Raw genomic sequence first — 24417 nt, 5'->3', positions numbered from 1 at the left:
ATGAATGGCGGACAGATTGGTAATGTAGATTTAGTAAAACAGCTTAACAGCGCTGCGGTATATAGGCTGATTGATCAGCAAGGTCCTATCTCCCGTATTCAAGTCGCGGACGTGAGTCAGCTCGCGCCTGCTAGTGTTACCAAAATAACCCGCCAACTTTTAGAGCGCGGCCTTATTAAGGAGGTCGCCCAACAAGCTTCAACTGGTGGTCGTCGTGCGATCTCTTTGACTACTGAAGTCAAACCTTTTCATTCGATTGCCGTTCGCTTAGGTCGAGATTACGTACAGTTCAGTTTATACGATTTAGGTGGTACCGCGCTGGCAGAAGATCAGCATGAATTGCACTACACTAACCAAGCAGACTTAATCGCAGGGCTTATCGATTTATTAAAAGATTTCGTAAGCCGTTGCGAAGACAAAATTGATCAACTCATCGCTATCGGCATCACTTTACCGGGCCTTGTTAACCCAACAACTGGCGTGGTCGAATACATGCCTAATACCGATATCGATAATCTTGCTCTCGGTGAAATTGTTGGAGAGAAGTTTAATACAGCATGCTTTGTTGGCAACGACGTACGTGGCATGGCGTTGGCTGAGCACTACTTTGGAGCAAGCCAAGACTGCCAGGATTCTATTTTGGTTAGCGTCCACCGCGGTACTGGCGCAGGTATTATCGTTAACGGCCAGGTTTTTCTTGGTTTTAACCGCAACGTCGGTGAAATTGGTCATATCCAAATTGACCCGCTTGGTGAGCAATGCCAATGTGGAAACTTTGGCTGTTTAGAAACCGTAGCTGCAAACCCAGCGATTATTCAACGAGTGAAGCAACTGATTACTCAAGGATACGAATCAAGCTTAACCGACCTTGAAAACATCACAATTGAAGCGGTATGTCAGCACGCAATGAATGGTGATGAACTTGCGAAACAGAGTTTAGTGCGAGTGGGCAACCAGCTAGGTAAAGCGATTGCGATTACGGTTAACTTATTTAATCCACAGAAAATTGTAATTGCTGGCGATATTACTGCAGCACAAGATATTCTTTTCCCTGCAATTCAACGCAACGTAGAGAATCAATCTCTTAAAACTTTCCATAACGACCTCCCTATCGTGGCTTCTCACATTGATAAGCAGCCAACGATGGGCGCATTTGCGATGATTAAACGCGCTATGCTGAACGGAGTTTTGTTACAAAAGTTACTGGAAGACTAAGTTTATACAACCAATTGAGTTACAATCTCGGGCTGTGTTTTCACAGCCCGTTTTTGTATATCAGGAATACAGCTTAACAGTATGGAAATTATTCTAATTACAGCCGCTTTTTTAGCTGGTTTTATTGCGCTTAAATGCAGCCTCCCTCCCCTCGTTGGTTTTCTACTAGCTGGATTTGGCTTGCATGCATTTGGTTACCAAAGCAATGACGTTATCGTCACTCTCGCAGATCTTGGTGTTACTCTTCTTCTGTTTACTATTGGACTCAAACTCGATGTAAAAACCCTGCTGTCCAAAGAAATATGGGGAGGGGCAACCGCCCACAACATACTCTCTACCGCTTTTTTTACCCTAGCGTTATCCGGCTTAAAACTACTGGGCTTGACTTCGCTAGCCAGTATGGACGGCAGCCAAATCCTGCTTTTAGCTTTTGCACTATCGTTCTCTAGTACCGTTTTTGCCGTAAAAGCATTGCAAGAAAAAGGCGAAATGAACGCGACCTACGGCACACTCGCGATAGGTATTTTGGTTATGCAAGATATTTTTGCCGTAGTATTCCTGACTGCTTCAACCGGAAAAGTCCCAGAATGGTATGCCATCGGTTTGTTCGCACTGCCTTTCCTTCGTCCCCTATTTTATAAGCTGCTCGATAAAGTTGGCCACGGCGAAATGCTGGTGCTATTCGGTATTTTCTTCGCGCTTGTTGTCGGTGCTGGGCTATTCGAGTTGGTCGGGATGAAACCAGACTTGGGCGCGCTAATTTTAGGCATGCTACTCGCAGGTCACCCAAAAGCCTCAGAACTATCCAAGTCATTATTCAATATGAAGGAGCTCTTTTTAGTCTGCTTCTTTTTAAACATTGGTTTATCCGCCTCATTGAGCGTGAATGGCGTCGTTCTCGCCCTGCTATTTATCTTACTGCTACCAATCAAAGGACTCTTGTACTTCGTCACTATTAATCATTTTAAGTTTCGAGTACGTACCTCTTTGCTCGCCTCTTTATCACTATTTAACTACAGTGAGTTTGGTCTTATTGTTGCAGGGTTGGCCTATAAAATGGGCTGGATGCCAAGTGATATGCTTGCTGCGATTGCGGTTGCGGTGTCGGTATCCTTTGTAATTTCCGCGCCACTTAACCGCCTTAGCCATAAAATTTATCAACATTCAGGTAAGTGGCTGCAAGAGACAGCGGTAGAAAAGCTCAATCAACGCGACCAACTCATCAACCCAGGTCATGCCCAAGTATTGATCTTAGGTATGGGGCGTATTGGAACGGGCGCTTATGATGAGCTACGCTCACGCTATGGCAAAATTTCATTGGGTATAGAAATTCGTGAAGACGCTGCACATCATCATCGTTCAGAAGGAAGAAATGTGATTTCTGGTGATGCCACCGACCCGGATTTCTGGGAGCGAATTTTAGATACAGGTCATGTAAAACTGGTTCTGCTTGCAATGCCACATCATCAAGGTAACCAAACAGCACTTGAGCAGCTTAAACGCAGAAAATATAAGGGGCAAATTGCCGCTATCGCCGAATACCCAGATCAATTGGAAGGCTTACTTGAAAATGGCGTTGACGCAGCATTCAATATATATAGTGAAGCTGGTAGCGGTTTTGCTCGACACGTCTGTAAACAACTTCAGCCTAAATTCACACCAATTAAATAAGCAACAGCACTGATATTTTTTGAAAGGCTTTCTATTGATAGAAAGCCTTTTTTGTATAGTTTTTATACCAAACCTTGATCTCATTCACCAAAACAACGATTGAGTTAAATATTTTCCATACAACAAGGCCTTTTATCATTTTTTTAATCACAAAACGTTGCTTTTTTTATTAGTAATGGCAAATTTAAACCATACCGATTAGAAATTGTTTAGTTTAGTAAGGATGTAGTATGTGTTCAGTATTTGGCATTTTAGACATTAAAAGCGATGCAGCCGCATTGCGCCCTATCGCATTAGAGATGTCGAAAAAACTTCGTCACCGTGGCCCAGACTGGTCTGGGATTTACTCTTCAGAGCGTGCTATTTTAGCGCACGAGCGCTTGGCGATTGTTGGTCTAAATAGTGGTGCACAGCCGCTATACAGCCCTGATAAGAAGCTCATCCTTGCCGTCAATGGTGAAATCTACAACCATAAAGAAATTCGTGCTCGTTACGAAGGAAAGTACGAATTTCAAACCGATTCAGACTGTGAAGTCATTCTTGCACTTTACCAAGATATGGGTGCAGATCTCCTTGAAGAACTAAACGGTATTTTCGCTTTTGTGCTCTACGACGAAGAAAAAGATGAGTATTTAGTCGGCCGTGACCATATTGGTATTATCCCTCTTTATCAAGGTCACGATGAGCATGGTAACTACTATGTGGCATCAGAGATGAAGGCTCTTGTTCCAGTATGTAAAACAGTAAGTGAATTCCCTCCTGGTAGCTACTACAGCTCTAAAGATACTCAGCCAACACGTTACTATGTTCGTGACTGGAACGAGTACGCAGCAGTACAAGGTAACAGCACTAGCAAAGAAGAATTGACGGAAGCGCTAGAAGCGGCTGTTAAACGCCAACTAATGACTGACGTGCCTTACGGTGTGCTTCTTTCAGGTGGTCTAGATTCTTCTATTACATCTGCGGTAGCAAAACGCTTTGCAGCGATGCGTATTGAAGATGATGAAAAGTCTGAAGCTTGGTGGCCTCAACTGCACTCTTTTGCGGTTGGCCTAGAAGGCGCGCCTGACCTGAAAGCCGCTCGCGAAGTTGCCGACCAAATTGGTACCGTTCACCACGAAATGACGTACACGATTCAAGAAGGTTTGGACGCGATTCGTGACGTGATTTACCACATTGAAACGTATGACGTGACGACTATCCGCGCATCAACACCTATGTTCTTAATGGGTCGTAAGATCAAAGCGATGGGTATCAAGATGGTATTGTCTGGTGAGGGCGCTGACGAAATCTTTGGTGGCTACCTTTACTTCCACAAGGCGCCAAACGCGAAAGAGTTCCACGAGGAGACAGTGCGTAAACTGCTTGCTCTGAACATGTTCGACTGTGCTCGTGCTAACAAGTCGCTGGCAGCATGGGGAGTTGAAGGACGCGTACCTTTCCTAGATAAAGAGTTCATAGATGTAGCAATGCGCTTGAACCCAGCAGACAAGATGTGTGGCAACGGTAAAATGGAGAAACACATCCTTCGTGAGTGCTTCGAGCACTACCTGCCAGAATCGATCGCATGGCGTCAAAAAGAGCAATTCTCTGATGGCGTTGGCTACAGCTGGATCGATACGCTGAAAGAAGTAGCGGAACAGAAAGTGACAGACCAGCAGATGGAAACAGCTCAATATCGATTCCCATACAACACGCCAACGACAAAAGAAGGCTACGTGTACCGTGAAATCTTTGAAGAGTTATTCCCACTTCCATCAGCAGCAGAGTGTGTACCAGGAGGCCCTTCAGTAGCGTGTTCTTCAGCGAAGGCGATTGAATGGGATGAATCGTTCCAAAACTGTGTTGACCCATCAGGTCGTGCAGTACAGACCGTTCACAACGATTCATACTAATTCTCTACGATAAAGATAAGGGTTGGTTCGTCCAACCCTTTTAAAACAGACAAAAAATTAGATACGATCAAAAAGAGGTGCTTTTGCACCTCTTTTTATGTTTGATGGAATTAGGCTATTTTAAATCTAAATCACTATTGTCTATGCTGACAGGCACACGCTTGGTGATCATCTGAACTAGCATAATTGAGCGTTTCTCACCATCTTGTTCTTGGAAGATGGCATCTATGCCCGCAAATTGACCGCTTTTAACTCTAATTTGATCGCCTGGTTTTGGCATGCATTCAGAAACGGTATTGTCATTACAACACTTTTCTAGCTGCATCAATTCGAAGACCAAGTCACCTTGAACTTCTTTCGGTTGAGCACCAAAACGCACAAAGTCAACAACACCTCGAGTAGAGCGGACTGAGGTGAAGTTTGGCCCTTGCTCATAATCAAAGTAAGCGAATACGTAACAAGGAAACAGCGGTTCCTCGACTTTTTGTCTTTTCCCGCGCAAAATCTTCTCAACTTCTACAGTTGGATAAAAGCACTCTACACCTTGATTTTCAAGGTGTTGTTTCGCCCTAACCTGCTCCCCACGTTTACAATAAAGTAGATACCAACGTTTCATCTTTTTACTAGCCAATTCTATTTTGTTTTTATCCTAGCATTAAGCCAAAGTTGAGTCATTGATATTCAGTTTATCTATAAAAGTATGATTATACATCGCTCGCATTAACGACATTTTTCAGCAACTTACGATAAAGAAGTCCATAGGCAAAAATGGAAATTAAGTTTGTAACACAACCAATACACCATCATATAATCTGCAAATCCAATCAAAAACAGCCACTTAACAAACAAAAATAGTTGAATGGCAAAATTTTATTATTTGTCACTCGTTGAATTGCATTGTATACGTAGAAGTCGTTAAAAAATGTAATAACTATTATTAGAAGAGCTTATGTCAAACCAACATCAATATTTTGGTCATCCACGTGGCCTGTTCTTATTGTTCGGTACTGAACTGTGGGAACGCTTTTCTTACTACGCAATGCGTGCCATTCTCGTGCTTTACCTCACCGATACAACAATGAACGGCGGCCTTGGCTGGTCAACCAAAGACGCATTAGACCTATACGGCATATACACAGGGCTTGTGTATATCACGCCTCTTATTGGTGGTTACCTAGCAGATAACTATTTAGGTCAACGTCGCTCAATTTTGCTTGGTGGCGCGTTAATGGCAATCGGCCAGTTTACTCTTGCACTTCCTGCTGATGCTTTAGGTATTGGTTCGCTACACAGTTTCTATTTAGGTCTTGGCCTACTTATCACTGGTAACGGTCTCTTTAAGCCAAATATCTCAACCATGGTTGGCGACCTTTATCAAGAAGGTGACAACCGTCGTGACGGCGCATTCACTATCTTTTATATGGGTATCAACTTAGGTGCATTACTTGCCGGCGTCGTTTCTGGCTCTGTGACAACCTCTTACGGTTGGAAAGCAGGCTTTGTTGCCGCTGGTGTGGGTATGCTGGTTAGCCTAGTGATGCAAATGGTACTGGCTCAATCATGGCTTGGTGATATTGGTCGCGAACCAGCGGCGAAACGAGATCTAAACAACAAAAACGCCACCACGAAGCAGCCACTCACCAAAGAAGAAGTGAATCGACTAAAAGTAATTCTGGTCATGAGCTTATTCACTATTGTCTTCTGGGCAGGCTTTGAACAAGCTGGTGGTCTGATGAACATCTACACTCAACAATATACTGATCGCATGATTGGTGGTTTCGAAGTTCCTGCTGCGTGGTTCCAATCACTAAACCCATTTTTCATTATTACTCTAGCGCCAGTTCTGGCTGTCCTTTGGGTAAAATTGGGTAAACGTGAACCTACTTCGCCAGTGAAGTTTGCGATGGCACTATTTTTCTTGGCGATTGGTTTCCTTTGTATGGTTGGCGCAGTGCTAGAACAAGGTGGAGATACAACAGTAAAAACATCGATGTTATGGTTGGTCGGCGCTTTCTTCTTCCACACATTAGGCGAGCTGTGTTTATCACCAATTGGTCTTTCATTGGTGACTAAATTAGCACCGCTTCGCTTAGCTTCACTTATGATGGGTGCATGGTTTGGCTGTAATGCGATTGCTAACTATGTTGCGGGCTATGTGGGCTCTCACGTAGGCGAGTTAGGCGCTATGGCTATCTTTAGTGGTATTGCGGTCAGTGCAACCGTAAGTGGCGTAATTTTGCTCCTATTCTCTAATACACTCGTTCGCTGGATGCATGGCGCTGAAAATACGCACAGCACGGCAGAGCAAGTAGAAGAGCAGCAAGTACAAGTTGCTTGATCGCTCAACTAAACGTAGAAAGGGTCGCTATTGCGACCCTTTTTTGTATCTAAAGTTTAGATTGAACTAACTCAACCATCATCTCGATATGAAGTGCACTGTCGTTCAAACAAGGGATGTAGGTAAAGTTTTCACCACCTGCTTCAAGGAAAATCTCTTTACACTCTTCCGAGATCTCTTCCAACGTCTCTAAACAATCTGACGAAAATGCAGGGGTCACAACATTAATATTTTTCACACCCTTTGCAGGAAGTGCCTCTAGGGTCTTATCGGTATAAGGTTGAAGCCACTCTTCTCTCCCAAATCGGGACTGATACGTCATGCCAATTTGTTGTTCGCTTAAACCTAACGCTTCCCCAAGCAAGCGAGTCGTCTCTTCACAATGCTGTGGGTAAACATCACCATTGTCAGCATAGCGTTTTGGAATACCATGATAAGAACACAGCAGGTAATCTCCTTGACCATTCTTTTGCCAATGTTCACGAACTGAGTGCGCTAACGCTTCAATATATTTTGGGTGATTGTAATAATCACGAATAAAGATAAAGCCTGGCATCACAGGCAGGTTCTTAAATGCTTTAGTGATTCCGTCAGAAACCGCTGCCGTTGTTGTGCCCGAGTATTGCGGATACAAAGGTAAAACAATGACTTCATCAACGCCTTGCGCCAATAGGGCTTCAAAGCCTGATTGCAAACTTGGGTTACCATACGTCATACCAAGCTCTACAGGTATATCAAGCTTTTGTGCCAACTTTTCCGTTTGGCGTTTAGAGTACACCATCAACGGCGAGCCCTCTTCCATCCATACTGATTGATAGAGTTTGGCAACTTTAGGAGCTCGGATAGGAAGGATAACGCCGTGCAATAGTGGACACCAAAGCCATCGAGTCATGTCTACCACTCGGTGATCATGAAGAAACTGACTTAAAAAGCGCTTTACGGCAGGAGCGGTTGGTGCGTCAGGAGTTCCCAGGTTAACTAGGAGTACACCCTGTTTATTATTCTCTTTCATAACATCCTATTCATGGTAAACGGCTTGGTTCATATATTTAAGTAACCTCGAAGTAACGAATAGCCGAGCTGAAGTTAATTAGATATATGTTTACGAGTAAACTAAAAAAAGCGACCACTTGGGCCGCTTTCAATATATCAAAATATTAAATTTTTGACTTCAGCAAATTAAGATAGTGCTTTCTCGATATCCGCACTAACTTCAGCTACTTGCTTAGTACCATCAAACTTAAGGTACTTAGTCTTTCCTGCTTCAGCTTCTTTGCCGTAGTAGTTGATTAGCGGTGCAGTTTGCTCGTGGTAAACACCTAGACGAGCACGTACTGTTTCTTCTTTGTCGTCATCACGAACAACAAGATCTTCACCAGTTACATCATCTTTACCTTCCACTTTAGGCGGGTTGTAAACCACGTGGTAAGTACGACCAGAAGGAAGGTGAGCACGACGACCAGCCATACGCTCAACAATCACATCGTCTGCAACGTCAAATTCGATAACGTAGTCTACGTCTACGCCCATTTCTTTTAGGCCGTCAGCTTGAGGGATAGTACGTGGGAAACCATCTAGTAGGAAACCGTTTGCACAGTCTTCTTGAGCGATGCGCTCTTTGATAAGACCAAGGATGATTTCATCAGAAACTAGCTGACCAGCGTCAATAACAGCTTTAGCTTGTTTACCAAGCTCTGTACCTGCTTTGATAGCAGCACGAAGCATATCACCAGTAGAGATTTGTGGAATACCGTATTTTTCCATGATGAAGTTTGCTTGTGTGCCTTTACCTGCACCTGGAGCACCTAGAAGAATGATGCGCATGATTTATCCTCTTTAATATTTAAGATTTATACCGAAGCTCACAATAGCTGACCTCTTAGACATCAAACCTGAGAAGCACCTGCAACGATAAGTTTCGGTATAACGTATATAGGCGAGCAAAAATACACGCCTTATTACTCACATTCAAGTCGCAGATTCTATCACAGGTTCTCTGAGCAAAGAGTGTATTAAGACTAAAGAATGTTAACAGTACCCTCTTTCACGCCCTATTGATTATTAACTCAGCACTTGAGATGCAAAATTTTGCGACAACAAACAAAAAGCTCGCGAAATGCGAGCTTTTTGATTTGCAGAGGTTATTACACCTTAGTCAAAAGTTGATTAACGGCTCCTAAGAACTCTGTTGGATCCTCAATAGAGCCTCGCTCCGCTAGCATTGCCTGACCAAGCAGAACTTCAACCCAGCGACCAAACGCTTCTTCATCGGCTTCGTCAGCCATACGCTTAACCAATTCGTGCTCAGGGTTTAGCTCAAAGATGTATTTCACTTCCGGCACAGCTTGACCAGCTGCCGCAAGAAGCTTCGCCATTTGAGTGCCCATTTCGTAATCGTCCGTTACCACAACAGCAGGCGTGGATGCGAGTTTGAAGGTCGTACGAACTTCTTTCACACGATCGCCTAGGTAAGACTTCGTGCGCTCTACAACCGACTTAAACTCTTCTTCGGTTTCTTTTTGCTTCTCTTTTTCTGCTTCATCTTCAAACTGACTTAGATCAAGCCCAGCCTTAGTGATTGACTGGAACTGTTTACCATCAAACTCAGTTAAGTAGTTCATCAGCCACTCATCAATGCGGTCGTACATCAAGATAACTTCAATGCCTTTCGCTTTGAACTGTTCTAAGTGAGGGCTGTTTTTCGCAGCTGCATAGCTGTCTGCCGTCAAGTAGTAGATCTTATCTTGACCTTCTTTCATGCGCTCAACGTAAGACGCCAAGCCCACAGTTTGCTCAGAAGAATCCACTTCAGTTGAAGCAAAGCGCAATAAACCTGCAACTTTCTCTTTGTTTGCAAAGTCCTCCGCAGGGCCCTCTTTCATCACAAGACCAAACTCTTTCCAGAATGATTGGTATTTCTCTTCGTCATTCTTGGCCATACGCTCGAGCATCGTTAGCACGCGCTTAGTACAAGCATTACGTAGAGACTGAGTCACTTTATTGTCTTGTAAAATCTCACGCGATACGTTTAGCGGTAAATCGTTTGAGTCTATTAAACCACGTACGAAGCGTAAGTATGACGGCATAAATTGCTCTGCATCGTCCATAATGAATACGCGCTGTACGTACAGTTTCAAGCCTGATTTGTGGTCGCGGTTCATCATATCCCAAGGTGCTTTCGATGGGATGTATAGTAAGCTCGTGTAGTCGTTTTTACCTTCTACACGGTTATGACTCCAGACCAAGGGATCGGCAAAGTCATGTGATACGTGTTTGTAGAACTCTTGATACTCTTCTTCTGAAATATCAGATTTGTTACGCGTCCACAGTGCTTGGGCTTTGTTGATTTGCTCCCACTTCTTCTCATCTGTTTCCTTGCCTTCGTCATCACGAACGACAGTTTGGATTGAAACAGGAATGCCGATGTGATCAGAGTACTTACTGATAACGTCACGTAGACGCCACTCATTCAAAAACTCTTTACCCTCTTCACGCATATGAAGAATGATGTCGGTACCACGTGACTCTTTGGTAATGTTTTCGATGGTGTACTCACCTTCACCCGCTGAGTGCCATTGTACCGCTTCATCAGCGGCTAGACCCGCAGCGCGAGTGCGCACGGTAACGGCGTCAGCTACGATAAATGCCGAGTAGAAACCAACACCAAACTGACCAATAAGCTGAGAGTCTTTGCTCTGCTCTTCAGATAGCTTTGAGAAAAACTCAGCTGTACCAGATTTTGCGATTGTTCCTAAGTGCTCAATCACATCATCACGGCTCATACCGATACCGTTATCAGAAATGGTTAAGGTATTTGCGCTTTCATCAAACGACAGTTTCACGCAAAGGTCTGCATTACCTTCGTATAGATCTGGGTTAGATAACGCCTGAAAGCGCAGTTTGTCTGATGCATCTGATGCGTTAGAGATCAGCTCGCGCAAAAAGATCTCTTTATTTGAATAAAGAGAATGGATCATTAAGTGCAGTAGTTGTTTTACTTCTGATTGAAAACCACGAGTTTCTTTATTTTGAGATACGGTTTCGCTCATGTGTGCTCCATAACATCTAAACTAATTGGCTTTTTCATAGGGACAAGTTTGTGACTTTCCCCTTGAAATCACCTTACCGAGATGTCATTTAACATGTGGCTGACAAATGTAAATTCAAGGTCAATATTGCTAAAAACGGTGTTTTTTTAGAAAATTTTAATTATCCTACCCGTCTAAAAGCATCTAAAATGTCGTGCGCACTCCAAGCGCCCCGGTAATTTTGTGACATAAATCACCATAATTACAACATCATCCATCTAAGAAGAACTAAATGACTAACATTGGCACCAAATTTCTACTTGCTCAAAGGTTCACCTTTGATCCAAATAGTAATTCGCTCGCTGACCAACAAAACGGCAACGACGTTGTACGATTAGGAAGCAACGAAAGCCGTATACTTCTGATGTTGGCAGAGAGACCAAACGAAGTTTTAACCCGTAACGAGCTTCACGAGTTTGTTTGGCGTGAGCAAGGTTTTGAGGTGGATGACTCAAGCCTGACTCAAGCGATTTCTACTCTGCGTAAGATGTTGAAGGATTCAACAAAATCTCCAGAGTTTGTTAAAACGGTACCTAAACGTGGCTACCAACTCATTTGTTCAGTGGAACGCTTGAGCCCATTTTCTACTGACTCTAACACTGACGCTGAAGAAACCGCTTCTGAACAAGAAGCGCCAGCAGTGGAGTTAGAAGCGAGCGATATGCCACCGACAGAGGTAGTGACCGATACTACTGCTGATATTGAGCCTCAAGTAGAGCCGACTAAAACTCAGCCGAAGCCAGCATCTAACACGATTAACTGGCTACCGCGTGTCATTATCTTTTTGTCTCTGCTGCTTCCTGTTTGCGTATTGTTATTCACGAACCCTGCGGAATCCCAATTCCGTCAAATTGGTGAGTATCAAAATGTACCAGTGATGACACCTGTAAATCACCCTCAAATCAACAACTGGTTGCCTTCAATAGAGCAATGCATTGAGCGCTACGTGAAGCACCATGCAGAAGACTCGTTGCCAGTAGAAGTGATTGCCACTGGTGGACAAAATAACCAGCTGATTCTGAACTACATTCATGACAGTAACCACTCTTACGAGAACGTAACACTGCGTATTTTCGCAGGTCAAAACGATCCAACAGACATCTGCAAATAAAGGAGGCCAATATGAAGATTAAATTAGCATCTGCGGTTTTGGCCGTATCCGTTCTTTTCAGTAGTTGGTTGTATTGGGGAAGTGACCTAAAAGTGGAGCAGCTCCTCACAGCAAACGAATGGCAGTCGACCATGGTGACAGTCATTACAGACAGCTTGCCTGACGATACTGTCGGCCCACTACGCCGAGTTAATGTTGAATCAAACGTGAAATATCTCCCTAATGGTGACTATATTCGCGTAGCAAATATAAAACTATTCGCTCAAGGTTCAACCGCAGAATCAACGATAAATATCTCGGAAAAAGGCCGCTGGGAAGTAAGTGACAACTATTTGTTGGTCTCGCCTTCGGAGTTTAAAGATATTTCATCTTCTCAATCAAAAGACTTTTCCGAAGCACAGCTACGTTTAATTACTCAAATTTTTAAGCTAGATGCAGAGCAAAGTCGTCGTATTGACGTCGTGAACGAAAAAACACTATTGCTCACTAGCTTGAACCACGGTTCTTCGGTACTGTTTAAAAACTAATTTTGATTGGATGATAAGGGGGCAAGACGCCCCCTTTGTTTTGCTTATGGATTGGCTAGATACCACTACTCTCTTTTTCGGTTCACTAATCGCCAACACGCTGGCTTCACTTTCCGGTGGCGGAGCAGGCTTGCTTCAATTCCCTTTACTCATCTTTCTCGGCTTACCGTTCTCCGTTGCGCTAGGCACACATAAGGTGGCTTCGGTCGCTTTAGGCTTAGGCGCAGCAAGCACGCATTTAAGATCAGGCACTATTAAATGGAAAGTCGCGCTCTACCTTATCTTGTCCGGCAGTATTGGCGTGATTTTAGGGGCTAACTTAATTGTACAGATCCCTGATGGTATCGCGGAAAAGATGCTCGGCACGATGATCCTAGCGCTGGGTATCTACTCGCGACTTAAGACATCGCTAGGCCAAGCTGAAGTAATACGCAACCGTCATCCTATTGGTTGGGTTATTGGTGGAATTGGCTTACTGTTTATCGGCATCATTAACGGATCTCTTACCGCAGGTTCTGGTTTGCTCGTGACACTATTTTTGGTGCGCTGGTTTGGTTACGACTACAAACAAGCCGTTGCTTACACCATGATTTGTGTCGGCCTGTTTTGGAATGGCATTGGAGGCATTGCCGTCGTACAGGCAGGGGCGCCTATTCACTGGGCTTGGTTACCTGTTTTATTGTTAAGCTCTTTTCTAGGCGGCAGTTTAGGCGCATGGGCCGCGACTCGATACAGTAACAGAGTGATTAAAGTTGCATTCGAAATTCTCACGTTTGCGGTGGGCATCAAGTTGCTGGTTTAAAAAGATTAAAAGGAAAGTTTCATGGATAAAGCAATCATTGATATTTATTACTGCCGCCAGTGCAACTGGATGTTGCGTTCAACTTGGCTATCGCAAGAATTACTGCATACTTTTAGTGAAGAAATAGAAACAATCAGCTTACACCCAGACACAGGTGGTCGCTTCGAAATTTTCTGTAATGGCCAGCAAATTTGGGAACGGAAAAAAGACAGCGGCTTTCCTGAAGCCAAGGTGCTAAAACAGCGCGTTAGAGACATTATCGACCCAGAACGCGATTTAGGACATTCAGACACAAAATAGGGAGCAATTCGCTCCCTATTTTTTTACTTAGTAAAACCGTTAAATCATGGTTTGTGCTAATACTTCGCCTTCTGGCGTTTTTACCGTTAGCTTATTGTCTTCTAGAGTACCAAAGCTTCTCGGTAAGCCATTACGTGGGAATGTCATCGAGCCTGGGTTGAATATAATGGCTCCGTCTTGCATCTCTGCGACGGGAACATGTGTATGACCGTGGGCGATAATATCACCTTCACGCAGTGGCGGCCGTTTTTCAGAGTTGTACAAGTGACCATGAGTCAAAAAGATTCTCTTGCCAGATTCAAGTAGCACCCATGAGTAATCCATCATCATTGGAAACTTTAATAGCATTTGGTCCACTTCACTATCACAGTTGCCACGTACAGAAATAATTTGATCACTGTATTGGTTCAATAAGTCTGCTACCTGTGGAGGGTTGTAGCCTTCTGGAATAGGGTTTCGCGGCCCATGGTTTAGCGTATCTCCTAGCAAAATCAGGTGGTGCGCACCAGAGGCCAAAAATAGATCAATGGTTTCTTTAGTTGCTGGCAAAGAGCCATGCAGGTCTGAGGCAAAAAATAGTTTCACGACATCGTCTCCTCAAAAAGTATGAGGTCATTCTACGGCATTTTTTTAGCAGCTCAACCTACGACGGTTTGAATACTACTGATAGCGCAATGATTCAATGACCATAGGCAAAACATAGAACCATGCTGCATACGCTGTTCCAACCAACACCAGTATCCAAAACACCATCGACATAAATTTTGATTTGGCTAGATGGTGCAGCGGATCGGGCTCTCCGCATCCTGGACATGCATGAGCGCGTTTTGAGATTTGTTTCTCACACACGGGGCAAGAGACTAAAGGCATGATACAGATTCCTCGACATTAGGCTTAGGGCGCAAAGAATAATGGTGAATTAACACATATGCAACCTAACATATATTAAATATTTTAGTTCTTTGTAACAGTCGCTGACTTGAGAAAAAATTCGTTGATTTTTCATTTATATCAACCTATTACACTTCTTCTCGCACCATACCGTTGATAACAATATTGTTATAACTCACCATCCCAATGACCTCGCCACTTTCAATGACCGGCGCTCTGCTTATGCCAAATCGCTCAAACAAACGTGCACAATATTTTACGTTCATATCTGGTTCGACACACAAAGCGGGCTTGGTCATGATTTCATAAATATTTGTGCGCTGAGGAGAACGATTATTCGCCAGCACCTTTTTGGCGATATCATTCATCAACACGATGCCATATTCATCATTATCATCTCGCTTTTTCACCACCAGTGCTTTGACTTGGTATTTTTTCGCTAGCGTTATGCCTTCATAAACTGTCATTAGCCCATCAACCATGACATAAGTAGCCGCCATTACATCTCGAACTCTAATTATCGTTTGACTGCTCATAACTCATCCTCAACCACTTTGGTCAACGTTTCTACTTGATGCGCGACACCGACTGCATCTTCAATATCGATCTGAATAGCAATGCCCTGCCCCGACTCTCTGTCGAATTCACCAACCTCATTAATGGTCTCTAATATGTGTCGAGAAAGATGTTCCTCGACTACAAACAGCAGCACATCTTTTTGCACTTCTAGCGTTAAACCAAAAAACGTTCGCTTTTGATTTAAACCTTGCCCGCGAGCATTGTTAATCACTGTAGCACCGGTCGCACCAGCATCGCGTGCAGCGTCCAACACCTTGTCTGTTTTGCTGTCTTCAACAAACGCAAGTATCAATTTAAAGCGCATTTTCTTCTTCCTCCGAGACGTTTTTATTCAGCCACTGGGTTATTTGCGCATAGCCCATCACAGAGATCATAGGAAATAGACTGGCAAACGCGATCAAGCCAAAGCCATCAATCATTGGGTTTCTTCCAGGGACGGTCGAAGCAAGCCCTAACCCTAATGCAGTTACAAGTGGGACAGTGACGGTAGAAGTTGTTACGCCTCCAGAATCGTAGGCGAGTGGAACAATAAGCTTAGGAGCGTAAAACGTTTGAATCACAACGACGATGTAACCCGCGATGATGTAATAATGAATGGGATCGCCCACGACAATCCGGTAACTACCTAATGCAATACCAATTGCCACCCCAAACGCAACGGCTACGCGCAAGCCGTTAATACTGATACTGCCTCCAGAGACTTGGTTTGCTTTTATCGCTACAGCGATTAAAGAAGGCTCTGCAATCGTGGTACTAAAGCCTATAAAAAAGGCGAAGGTGTAAACCCAATAATAGTCGACCCACATTAAGGCTTTCCCTACCGATACTTTGAACTCTTGTAAAAACTCCGGCGCCGTTAATTGCACAGCCATCGTCTCCCCAAGTGGAAACAATGCCATTTCTAATCCAAGTAAAAAAAGAGCTAGCCCGAGAATCACATAAACGAACCCAAGCAAAACTTTCTTAAGGTTGCTAACAGGACGCCTTAACACCGCTAACTGAAAACCAAAAATAATGCTGGCGATGGGAACGACGTCTCGAACGGTCGATAATAAAGTGTCTAGGAAATGATCAATTGAAATCATGTTACGACCATTCCGTAAACCATCACAAACATCATCGGTAACAGCGAGGCAAAAGCGATTAAACCAAAGCCATCCACCATAGGGTTGCGCCCTTTAATAGAAGACGCTAAACCGACGCCCAGTGCAGTGACCAAAGGTACTGTTATGGTGGACGTGGTTACACCTCCGGAATCGTAAGCGACGCCAATAATGGCTTCAGGTGCAAACCACGTCAGTATTACAACGCCTACATAGCCACCAATGATCATGTAATGAATCGGCCACCCTTTTAAGATACGCAAAACGCCGATAACGATGGCTATCCCCACAGAGAGAGCTACTGTTACTCGAAGTCCTTCTCCGTAATCCTGCATGGACTGCTCTGAGTTAGCGATCATTCCGCCCTCTGCCGCAACTTCTGAGGCTTCTTCCGCTACCGCGGTCAATGCAGGTTCAGCTATCGTGGTGCCAAACCCCAAACAAAACGCAAAGACTAATAACCAAAACACACTGCCTTTTTTTGCAAAGGCTTGAGCCATACTCTCTCCGATAGGAAAAAGACCAAGTTCTAGGCCAAAGATAAAAAAGGTTAATCCTAAAACGACAAGCAACAAGCCAAAAAGAATGGAGACCAGGTTGGGCAGCGGCTCTTGCAAAACGACTAATTGGAAAAAAGTGATAACAATGATGATGGGTAATAAGTCACGAGCACTATTGAGGAGCGCTCGAAAAAGCGCAACAAATGCTTCCATGCCTATCCTCCTTGATTGTGCAAACTGATTACGCTCGTTCCAATGAGCGATAACTTCTAGTCTGGCATAGATTTCACTCTTCTACCGTGAATGCACTAGCGCCATCTATAACATTTAGTTACATATTTTCTAATATGTGAAGTTAATAGTATCTCTGCCAGCTTGTCACTATCCCAGAAATAATGGTGTTGAGATGATCAAGCTAAGCACAAAGCGACTATAATGTTCTAATACGTGTACATTCAAAGAGATAACATGAAGATATTACTCACAGGTGGCACTGGGTTTATTGGCTCGGAGTTGCTCAAGCTGCTATCAACTCACCAGGTTATGCTACTTACACGCTCTCCAGAGCGAGCAAAACAACGCCTACAGCATGCTGATCTGGGTAATATCGAATACCTTGACTCGCTCGAGTCGTTCGCCGATCTCAATCACGTTGATGCCGTCATTAATCTTGCAGGTGAGCCTATTGCGGATAAAAGGTGGACCAGCGAGCAAAAAGAAAAAATCTGCAAAAGTCGTTGGAAAATTACCGAGCAAATTGTTGAGCTGATCCACGCAAGCACCGAACCTCCCTCTGTTTTTATTAGTGGCTCGGCAGTTGGCTACTATGGTGATCAACAAGACCATCCGTTTGATGAGTGCTTACATGTTAATCGCGACGACTTTCCTCACGAGGTTTGTGCAAAGTGGGAGCAAATAGCCAAGCGCGCAGAGTCGGAGCAAACTCGGGTTTGTCTAATGAGAACTGGCGTGGTACTCGGCCTTAATGGTGGTGCGTTAGCAAAGATGCTATTACCTTACAAGCTTGGCGTAGGCGGCCCACTTGGGAACGGTAATCAGTACATGCCTTGGATTCACATCCTAGATATGATCCGCGCTATCATGTACTTGCTTGAAACACCACATGCCCACGGTGCATTCAATATGTGCGCCCCCCATCCTGTGACTAATCGTATATTCAGCGGCACACTAGCTAAAACGCTAAAACGTCCGCATATCTTGTTCACGCCTAAATGGGCGATGGAACTCCTAATGGGAGAATCTTCCTGCTTGTTGTTTGATAGCATGAGAGCCAAACCCAAAAAACTCACCGAACTGGGCTTTAAATTTAGCTACTCCAGAATAGAGCCAGCACTCAAGCACTTGCTTCATGACCGGAGCTGATGAATGATGGCTCCAATCAATGTTTCTGAGTCTTAAATTAAATTATGAAAAAGTCGATTCTTATTACGGGTTGTTCAACCGGCATCGGTTACGTGTGCGCTCACGCCCTACAAAACAAGGGATTTAATGTCATTGCATCTTGTAGGAAAGAACAAGATGTCCAGCGCCTAATTAATGAAGGGCTAACCTGCATCAATCTAGACCTAAATAGCCCAGAAAGCATTTCTTCGGGCGTGAAGCAAGCGCTAGAGTTAGCAGAAGGTAAGCTTTACGCAGTGTTCAATAATGGTGCCTATGGTCAGCCCGGAGCACTGGAAGACTTACCCACCGAGGCTCTTCAAGATCAATTTCAGACCAACTTTTTTGGTTGGCACCAGTTGGTCAGAGAGGTGCTTCCTCATATGCGCCAGCAAGGCGAAGGACGCATCATACAAAACAGCTCTGTTCTTGGTTTTGCCGCAATGAAATACCGTGGTGCCTATAATGCATCAAAATTTGCCTTAGAAGGCTGGACAGATACGCTCAGGCTAGAGCTTGCGGATACGAATATCAAAGTGGCATTGATAGAACCAGGACCGATCGAAACTCAATTTAGAAACAATGCATTACGAGCCTTTGAGAAGTGGGTTGATATTGAATCTAGCCCCCATCGTCATGCTTATGAAGGACAAAGAGAGCGACTCAACAACGACAAGTCTAATAATCGATTTGTTTTGCCTGCAGAGTCGTGCATCGCACCAGTTCTTCATGCATTAACTAGCGTTTCACCGAAAATTCGTTATCGAATTACTACACCGACTAAATTATTCGCAGTCTTGAAAAGACTATTACCAACCCGTGTACTTGATAAAATTTTGCGACAGGCTGCATAAAAAAGTTTTGTCGAAATGTAATTTCACCGTAACAATGTGATGTCATTATGAACATGTAGGTTAAAAAAACCTCAACTAAACGAATCAATTTCTACGCAATTCAGCGGGGATTCTTTCGCCCAAAGTGATTGAGTTGCTTAGATTTGGTATCGCCACCCATTACGTTTTGTAGCAATGTTTATACTACTGCGAGGCAACAATGACATTAAATCAGCTTAACTGGCTTAGTGTGGGTGTAGTGTTGACCATGTTCATCCTATTTTGATACCGCACTAACAAATAGCATTAGAATTGCGCTGCTTCGGCAGCGTTTTCTTTTTATCTAACACCTGAGCAGCAATAACCTCACTCTATTACCTCACGTTTTCTCAAAATAGAATGATTCATTATTGATGGTGAATGTCGCTTGAATTTCACCTAAATCAACTCCATATCTAATATCAACGACAAGACACAAGGCAAGGATACTCTGATGCAATCCCCATTTATCGTTGAGATAACAGAACAGAACTTTCGCGAAACGCTTGAAGGATCAATGAACACGCCCGTTTTGATCCACTTTTGGGCCAACGCTCAGCCAGAAAGCGCACAGATACTCCCTGAGTTGCAATCTCTTGCTCAACAGTACAACGGTGCATTTACGCTTGCTCTACTAAATTGTGAAGATCAGCCCGCTTTAGCGTCTCAATTTGGCGTGCAAGTATTGCCAACTATCGCGCTGTTTATAAATGGTCAAGCCGTCGATGGTCTGGGAGGCCCCCAGCCAATTGATGCCATTGCTACCATGCTACAAAAGCATTTGCCAAGCCCAGATGAACAACTATTAAAACAAGTCAGTGAACTTCTTCAGCAAGGTGAGCATGCTCAGGCTTTGAGCATCATCCACACTTTGCCGCCAGAGCTGCAAGAGCGTGGTGATGTGAAACTCGCGATGGCTGATTGTTTGCTAGAAACCAAACAATTTGATATTGCCCAAGAACTACTGAACGCTATCCCTCTCGAGTATCAAGATAACTACTACAAGAGCCTAATAGCCAAGCTCGAGCTGCATTTGCAGGCTGCAGATAGCCCTGAGTTACAGCGACTAGAACAAGCATACGCAGCAGACATGGCAAACTTCGAACTCGCTTGTGAATTGGCGGTACAATACAACCAAGTTGGTCGGGATGAAGAAGCGTTGGAACTGCTGTGGAATATTCTTAAAAAAGACTTGGGCGCCCAAGACGGTGAAGTGAAGAAGACTTTTATGGATATTCTCAGTGCGCTAGGTCAAGGTAACGCATTAGCAAGCAAATATCGTCGCCAGCTTTACTCAATTTTGTACTAAGCGTCGCATTCTTCTAGGAAGAAGACAACAAAGGCCGGGATTTCCGGCCTTTGTCATATAAAAAACCAATAACCTCTCAAAGGTCTCAGAACTTCAATTGTCTATTGTCTATAAATAGGTAAAAATGGATCGAATATTATGCACTTAAGGGAATAACTCATGCCAATTGATTCACTGATCACCATCGGTATTTTCGTCGTTCTTGCTGTCGTTATCTTATCTTCAGCCATTAAAACGGTTCCGCAAGGAAACAACTGGACAGTTGAACGCTTCGGACGCTACACCCACACATTAAAGCCGGGTTTAAACTTGATCATTCCATTCGTTGATAAAGTTGGTCAAAAAGTAAATATGATGGAGCGCGTTCTCGATATTCCTGCGCAAGAGGTCATTTCAAAAGATAACGCTAACGTGGTTATTGACGCTGTCGGATTTGTTCAAGTGATCGATGCTGCCAAAGCGGCTTATGAAGTCAACGACTTAGAACACGCTATTAGAAACTTGACCCTTACCAACATTCGTACCGTTTTAGGTTCAATGGAACTGGACGAAATGCTGAGCCAACGCGACATGATCAACTCTAAGCTGTTGGCGATTGTTGACCAAGCAACAAACCCTTGGGGCGTAAAAGTCACACGAATTGAGATTAAAGATGTCCAGCCACCAGCCGATCTGACCGCTGCAATGAATGCGCAAATGAAAGCCGAGCGTAATAAGCGTGCGGAAATTCTTGAAGCAGAAGGAGTTCGCCAAGCTGAGATATTAAAGGCCGAAGGTCATAAACAATCAGAGATATTAAAAGCTGAAGGCGAAAAGCAGTCTGCTATTCTCCATGCAGAAGCACGTGAGCGTGCCGCGCAAGCAGAAGCAAAAGCGACTTACATGGTTTCCGAAGCCATTGCAAAAGGTGACATGCAAGCCGTCAATTACTTCATTGCACAGGGTTATACCGAAGCGATCAAGAGCATTGGTCAAGCCGAAAATGGTAAAATCATTATGCTTCCATTAGAAGCAACCGGACTAATGGGCTCGGTTGCAGGGATAGCAGAAATGTTTAAACAGCAAGGTAAAGAATAATTTATGGACTTTTTTAGTTTGCTGGAAGGTATCTCTTTCTGGCATTGGCTAGCGTTTGGCTTTGCTCTTTTAGCAGTTGAGCTACTTGGTACCGCAGGGTATTTTCTCTGGCTCGGGGTGTCTGCACTTATCGTTGGAGCAATCATGACCGTTTTGCCAATGAGCTGGCAATTACAATGGCTTTGCTTTGCAAGCTTCAGCTTAATCACCACCTGGCTTTGGTGGCGACGACAATGGTCTAAAGACAAGCAAGAAGACCAAGAAAGAGATCTGAACCAAAAGTACAAGCAGTTAATTGGGCGTACTCTTATCCTTGAAGAAGACTTTTCCGTCGGGCTCAATCGCATCAAGGTAGCCGATACCACATGGTCCGCACAATCGGATCAAGCACTTCCAGCCGGTACCCGCGTAAGAATCACCGATGTTGAAGGTATTATTTTAATCATTGAGCCTGATTCTAATTAATTTATGCCAAAGTAATGGGGCAAATCATGCTCCATTACTTTAATCTAAACAACTGCTTTCATTTCATTACCTTAATTAAAATCGAGAAAAAAATAAGTATTAGTAATATTATTAATACCCTACCTACCATTTCCTATTATTTAATTATTCAACACACGACAATCAATAAGATAGAAATATATTTAGGTAAATTATCGATCTAAATTTATTTTAAAAAATAAAACTTTATTGAATTATTTTTTGATCTTTTTATCCTCGGATACATACTTAACGCATAAGCATTTAAGTTGAGTGCTTTTTATTTGGTAAGTAAGAGGATGTACTATGAATAAGCTTCTCTTTTTAATGTTGTGCGGTATTTTTTCTTTTTCTTCCTTTGCCTACAACAACGGAAACGGCGGTACAACTAATTTGGGACCTATAGTCGAATGTAAGATGCCAAGTGGCGACGTTACGAATATTCCAAGTGAAATGTGTCGATTTAGAGGTGGGGAATGGGAATAGTAAAGAAGTAAGAGCTTAGTTTGATATAAGAGCCCTATTCAACCTTGCCTTTCTGCGTAGTCACGGTTTATACAAGCACGTAGATATTTAAAGTTTATATTAAGGTGATTATTATGAGATTTTTATCTGGTCTATTAGTAATATCTTTTGCCATAATTCCGTTAACCACTCATGCTAATGGTGCATCCGGTGGTCGTACGTTAGGCCCAGAGATAAAGTGTGAGTTGCCAAACGGTAATGTACATATGTTGCCACCGTTATATTGCAAAATATACGACGGCCGAGAAGTGAAATAGAAAAGGAGCCTAGCGGCTCCTTTTATTATCTAATTAAGTATTAGTGGAAGCTGTAAGGGATAAGAACTTGTAGACGTAAGTCTGTTTCATCCGCATCGCCAGCACCTGCGTACTCATCACGTTCTAGGATTGTACCGTGTAAACGAATGGTAGAACCTTTAAGCGCGCCACTTTGTAGTGAGTAAGATACTGTTGCGTTAACTGCGTATTCGCTTTCGTAATCCCAGTCACCTGATGCTCCGCTTGCTGCAGAGTCAGCGCCAGTACCGTAACCAAAGCCTAGGTAGTAGTTCCAGCCGTTACCTTGGTTGTAAGATAGACGGTTGTACCATGCTAGCTCACCCGCTTTGTTCCAGTCAGACAGCGCGTCCCACCACTGAGACCAAGTACCATTGTTCATACCATATGTATGAATAGTACGAGGAACGAAGTCCGCACGGTTATCTGTGTCTGTGTAGCGCAACTCAGACATCCAAGCTAGCTTGCCGAAAGATTGATTCAAAGATAGACCAGTGTGGAAACCTAGACCATCGTATTTCACATCATCGTCAACACCGTAGAAATCAAATGCTAGAGTTGTACGGTCACTAACAGTGTACTTCAAGTAAGCCTTGTAAGAAGTGTTGTCAGTTTCGTTGTGGTAGCTAGTTACTTGACCTGCACCCCAGTCAACACCATTTGCATATTGAACGCCAGTAGCTTGACCCAAACCAAGTTGCATAAACAAGCTGTCAGTTAGGTTACCGTTTAGGCCTAGAGAGTGTAGGTAGCTCCATGAAGTGTCAGACCAAAGCGCTGGTGCGTAATCATCTTCGTGAAGCAGCCAAGGTGCTGTAAATTGGTCTGCGCCAAAGTAGCTTAGGTTGAAATCACCAAGTTTAGCGTTTAGTTCGAAACCACGGTAAGTACCAGGTACAAAGCTCCAAACGTTACCGATTGTACCGTTACCACCAGCCTGTAACATACCGAAACGAGCATTAAAGTTTTCGTTTGCTTTGAATTTCAGCGCTGCTTTGTAAACTTTAAGCTGCTGACCATCACCTGCACCCCAGTCTAGGTTGTTACAAGTTGAGATTTCGTTACATAGGTAGCCTTCGTTTGAATTGTAAAGACTATCGTTGTAAAGATCGCCAGAGTAGTAAGCCGCAACATCTGCGCCCACCCAACCATCGTGGTAGCCAGAAGTGAAGTCTAAAATTGCGTTGTAAGAAGAGTAGTTTAGACGACTCCAACGGTCACCATTTTCACCGCCGGGCTTACCTGTTGTACGAGTTCGTGAACGAGTATCAACTATGAATAATGCATTCAGACTTGAGTCTTGCATAAATTCGTTCACTTTCTCTACGTACTCGCCACCTGCTGCACTTTCAGTAGACGCTGTAGCTGGAGCGACAGCAACAACACCAAACATTGCTGCGGTTAACGCTGAAACCTTAAAAAATTTGTCCATGGAAAAACTCCTAAAAATGGATA

25 protein-coding genes are annotated in these 24417 nt (G+C 43.7%); 14 read left to right on the top strand and 11 right to left on the bottom strand.

What is annotated here, in order from left to right; genetic code table 11:
• The 3 genes from H9L11_RS11160 (at position 1) to asnB (ending at position 4781) form a co-directional block, all read left to right on the top strand.
• Positions 1-1215: an ROK family protein gene (locus tag H9L11_RS11160; RefSeq protein ID WP_053307520.1), complete on the top strand. Its 1215-nt coding sequence runs from the start codon at positions 1-3 to the stop codon at positions 1213-1215.
• Positions 1216-1296: 81 nt separating this feature from the next.
• Positions 1297-2886 carry a cation:proton antiporter family protein gene (locus tag H9L11_RS11155; RefSeq protein WP_053307521.1) on the top strand — a complete coding sequence of 530 codons (1590 nt, stop codon included), beginning with the start codon at positions 1297-1299 and terminating at the stop codon, positions 2884-2886.
• Between the two features lie 230 nt (positions 2887-3116).
• Positions 3117-4781 carry an asparagine synthase B gene (gene asnB / locus H9L11_RS11150; RefSeq protein WP_005382100.1) on the top strand — a complete coding sequence of 555 codons (1665 nt, stop codon included), beginning with the start codon at positions 3117-3119 and terminating at the stop codon, positions 4779-4781.
• A 115-nt stretch (positions 4782-4896) separates the two neighbouring features.
• Here asnB and rfaH read toward each other — a convergent pair whose 3' ends face one another.
• Positions 4897-5397 (bottom strand): transcription/translation regulatory transformer protein RfaH, encoded by a 501-nt coding sequence (gene rfaH / locus H9L11_RS11145; RefSeq protein WP_005382098.1) that lies wholly within the window; start codon positions 5395-5397, stop codon positions 4897-4899.
• A gap of 333 nt (positions 5398-5730) precedes the next feature.
• On the opposite strand from rfaH, the gene H9L11_RS11140 reads away from it, so the two are divergent.
• A complete protein-coding gene (locus tag H9L11_RS11140; RefSeq protein WP_005382097.1) occupies positions 5731-7119 on the top strand; it encodes a peptide MFS transporter in 1389 nt (462 codons plus the stop codon).
• Positions 7120-7168: 49 nt separating this feature from the next.
• On the opposite strand, the gene hemH is transcribed toward H9L11_RS11140, so the two are convergent.
• The 3 genes from hemH to htpG form a co-directional block, all read right to left on the bottom strand.
• Positions 7169-8131, bottom strand: coding sequence for a ferrochelatase (gene hemH / locus H9L11_RS11135; protein ID WP_053307522.1), 963 nt, complete (start codon positions 8129-8131; stop codon positions 7169-7171).
• A 167-nt stretch (positions 8132-8298) separates the two neighbouring features.
• Entirely contained in the window at positions 8299-8943 is a 645-nt protein-coding gene (gene adk, locus H9L11_RS11130; protein ID WP_005382094.1) for an adenylate kinase, read from the bottom strand.
• A gap of 320 nt (positions 8944-9263) precedes the next feature.
• The gene (gene htpG, locus H9L11_RS11125; RefSeq protein ID WP_017819957.1) at positions 9264-11168 is read right to left on the bottom strand and encodes a molecular chaperone HtpG; all 1905 of its coding nucleotides are present in this window, start codon (positions 11166-11168) and stop codon (positions 9264-9266) included.
• 271 nt (positions 11169-11439) lie between these two features.
• Here htpG and H9L11_RS11120 point away from each other — a divergent pair, with 271 nt between their 5' ends.
• Genes H9L11_RS11120 through H9L11_RS11105 form a run of 4 tightly spaced genes read left to right on the top strand, consistent with a single transcriptional unit; the run spans position 11440 to position 13947 of the window.
• Positions 11440-12318: a transcriptional regulator gene (locus H9L11_RS11120; protein ID WP_205390756.1), complete on the top strand. Its 879-nt coding sequence runs from the start codon at positions 11440-11442 to the stop codon at positions 12316-12318.
• A gap of 11 nt (positions 12319-12329) precedes the next feature.
• The gene (gene toxS, locus H9L11_RS11115) at positions 12330-12845 is read left to right on the top strand and encodes a transmembrane regulator ToxS (RefSeq protein WP_005382091.1); all 516 of its coding nucleotides are present in this window, start codon (positions 12330-12332) and stop codon (positions 12843-12845) included.
• A gap of 46 nt (positions 12846-12891) precedes the next feature.
• A complete protein-coding gene (locus H9L11_RS11110; RefSeq protein ID WP_017819959.1) occupies positions 12892-13647 on the top strand; it encodes a sulfite exporter TauE/SafE family protein in 756 nt (251 codons plus the stop codon).
• 21 nt (positions 13648-13668) lie between these two features.
• On the top strand, positions 13669-13947 hold the full coding sequence (locus tag H9L11_RS11105; RefSeq protein ID WP_005382088.1) for a SelT/SelW/SelH family protein: 279 nt from the start codon (positions 13669-13671) through the stop codon (positions 13945-13947).
• Positions 13948-13986: 39 nt separating this feature from the next.
• Here the strand turns inward: H9L11_RS11105 and yfcE are convergent, their stop codons facing one another.
• From yfcE to H9L11_RS11075, 6 genes are all read right to left on the bottom strand, one after another.
• Positions 13987-14532 carry a phosphodiesterase gene (gene yfcE / locus H9L11_RS11100; protein ID WP_005389637.1) on the bottom strand — a complete coding sequence of 182 codons (546 nt, stop codon included), beginning with the start codon at positions 14530-14532 and terminating at the stop codon, positions 13987-13989.
• A 75-nt stretch (positions 14533-14607) separates the two neighbouring features.
• On the bottom strand, positions 14608-14817 hold the full coding sequence (locus H9L11_RS11095) for a hypothetical protein (protein ID WP_005382086.1): 210 nt from the start codon (positions 14815-14817) through the stop codon (positions 14608-14610).
• Positions 14818-14966: 149 nt separating this feature from the next.
• Complete coding sequence (locus H9L11_RS11090; protein WP_031781352.1) at positions 14967-15374, bottom strand: CBS domain-containing protein; 408 nt, start codon at positions 15372-15374, stop codon at positions 14967-14969.
• A complete protein-coding gene (locus H9L11_RS11085; protein ID WP_005382084.1) occupies positions 15371-15721 on the bottom strand; it encodes a P-II family nitrogen regulator in 351 nt (116 codons plus the stop codon). The genes H9L11_RS11090 and H9L11_RS11085 overlap by 4 nt, the downstream gene beginning before the upstream one ends.
• Positions 15711-16502 carry a DUF1538 domain-containing protein gene (locus H9L11_RS11080; protein WP_205390755.1) on the bottom strand — a complete coding sequence of 264 codons (792 nt, stop codon included), beginning with the start codon at positions 16500-16502 and terminating at the stop codon, positions 15711-15713. Before H9L11_RS11080 ends, H9L11_RS11085 begins: the two co-directional genes overlap by 11 nt.
• The gene (locus H9L11_RS11075; protein WP_005382077.1) at positions 16499-17233 is read right to left on the bottom strand and encodes a DUF1538 domain-containing protein; all 735 of its coding nucleotides are present in this window, start codon (positions 17231-17233) and stop codon (positions 16499-16501) included. The genes H9L11_RS11080 and H9L11_RS11075 overlap by 4 nt, the downstream gene beginning before the upstream one ends.
• A gap of 255 nt (positions 17234-17488) precedes the next feature.
• Here H9L11_RS11075 and H9L11_RS11070 point away from each other — a divergent pair, with 255 nt between their 5' ends.
• The 6 genes from H9L11_RS11070 (at position 17489) to H9L11_RS11045 (ending at position 22944) form a co-directional block, all read left to right on the top strand.
• Positions 17489-18403, top strand: coding sequence for a TIGR01777 family oxidoreductase (locus H9L11_RS11070; protein ID WP_205390754.1), 915 nt, complete (start codon positions 17489-17491; stop codon positions 18401-18403).
• Between the two features lie 44 nt (positions 18404-18447).
• The gene (locus H9L11_RS11065) at positions 18448-19275 is read left to right on the top strand and encodes an SDR family oxidoreductase (RefSeq protein ID WP_025766996.1); all 828 of its coding nucleotides are present in this window, start codon (positions 18448-18450) and stop codon (positions 19273-19275) included.
• Between the two features lie 472 nt (positions 19276-19747).
• Complete coding sequence (locus tag H9L11_RS11060; protein WP_054578026.1) at positions 19748-20602, top strand: co-chaperone YbbN; 855 nt, start codon at positions 19748-19750, stop codon at positions 20600-20602.
• Between the two features lie 159 nt (positions 20603-20761).
• Entirely contained in the window at positions 20762-21679 is a 918-nt protein-coding gene (locus H9L11_RS11055; protein WP_047102903.1) for an SPFH domain-containing protein, read from the top strand.
• 3 nt (positions 21680-21682) lie between these two features.
• A complete protein-coding gene (locus H9L11_RS11050) occupies positions 21683-22144 on the top strand; it encodes an NfeD family protein (protein ID WP_047102904.1) in 462 nt (153 codons plus the stop codon).
• Positions 22145-22761: 617 nt separating this feature from the next.
• Positions 22762-22944, top strand: coding sequence for a hypothetical protein (locus H9L11_RS11045; RefSeq protein ID WP_021707681.1), 183 nt, complete (start codon positions 22762-22764; stop codon positions 22942-22944).
• 40 nt (positions 22945-22984) lie between these two features.
• Here the strand turns inward: H9L11_RS11045 and H9L11_RS11040 are convergent, their stop codons facing one another.
• Positions 22985-24394 (bottom strand): hypothetical protein, encoded by a 1410-nt coding sequence (locus H9L11_RS11040; protein ID WP_005382055.1) that lies wholly within the window; start codon positions 24392-24394, stop codon positions 22985-22987.
• Positions 24395-24417 lie beyond the last annotated feature (23 nt).

It is taken from the genome of Vibrio sp. sp1 (genome assembly GCF_016920955.1).
In the GTDB taxonomy this organism is placed as follows: Bacteria; Pseudomonadota; Gammaproteobacteria; order Enterobacterales; family Vibrionaceae; genus Vibrio; species Vibrio alginolyticus.
The sequence above is the reverse complement of the archived record's forward strand: the minus strand, read 5'-3'. Positions and strand labels throughout refer to the sequence as shown.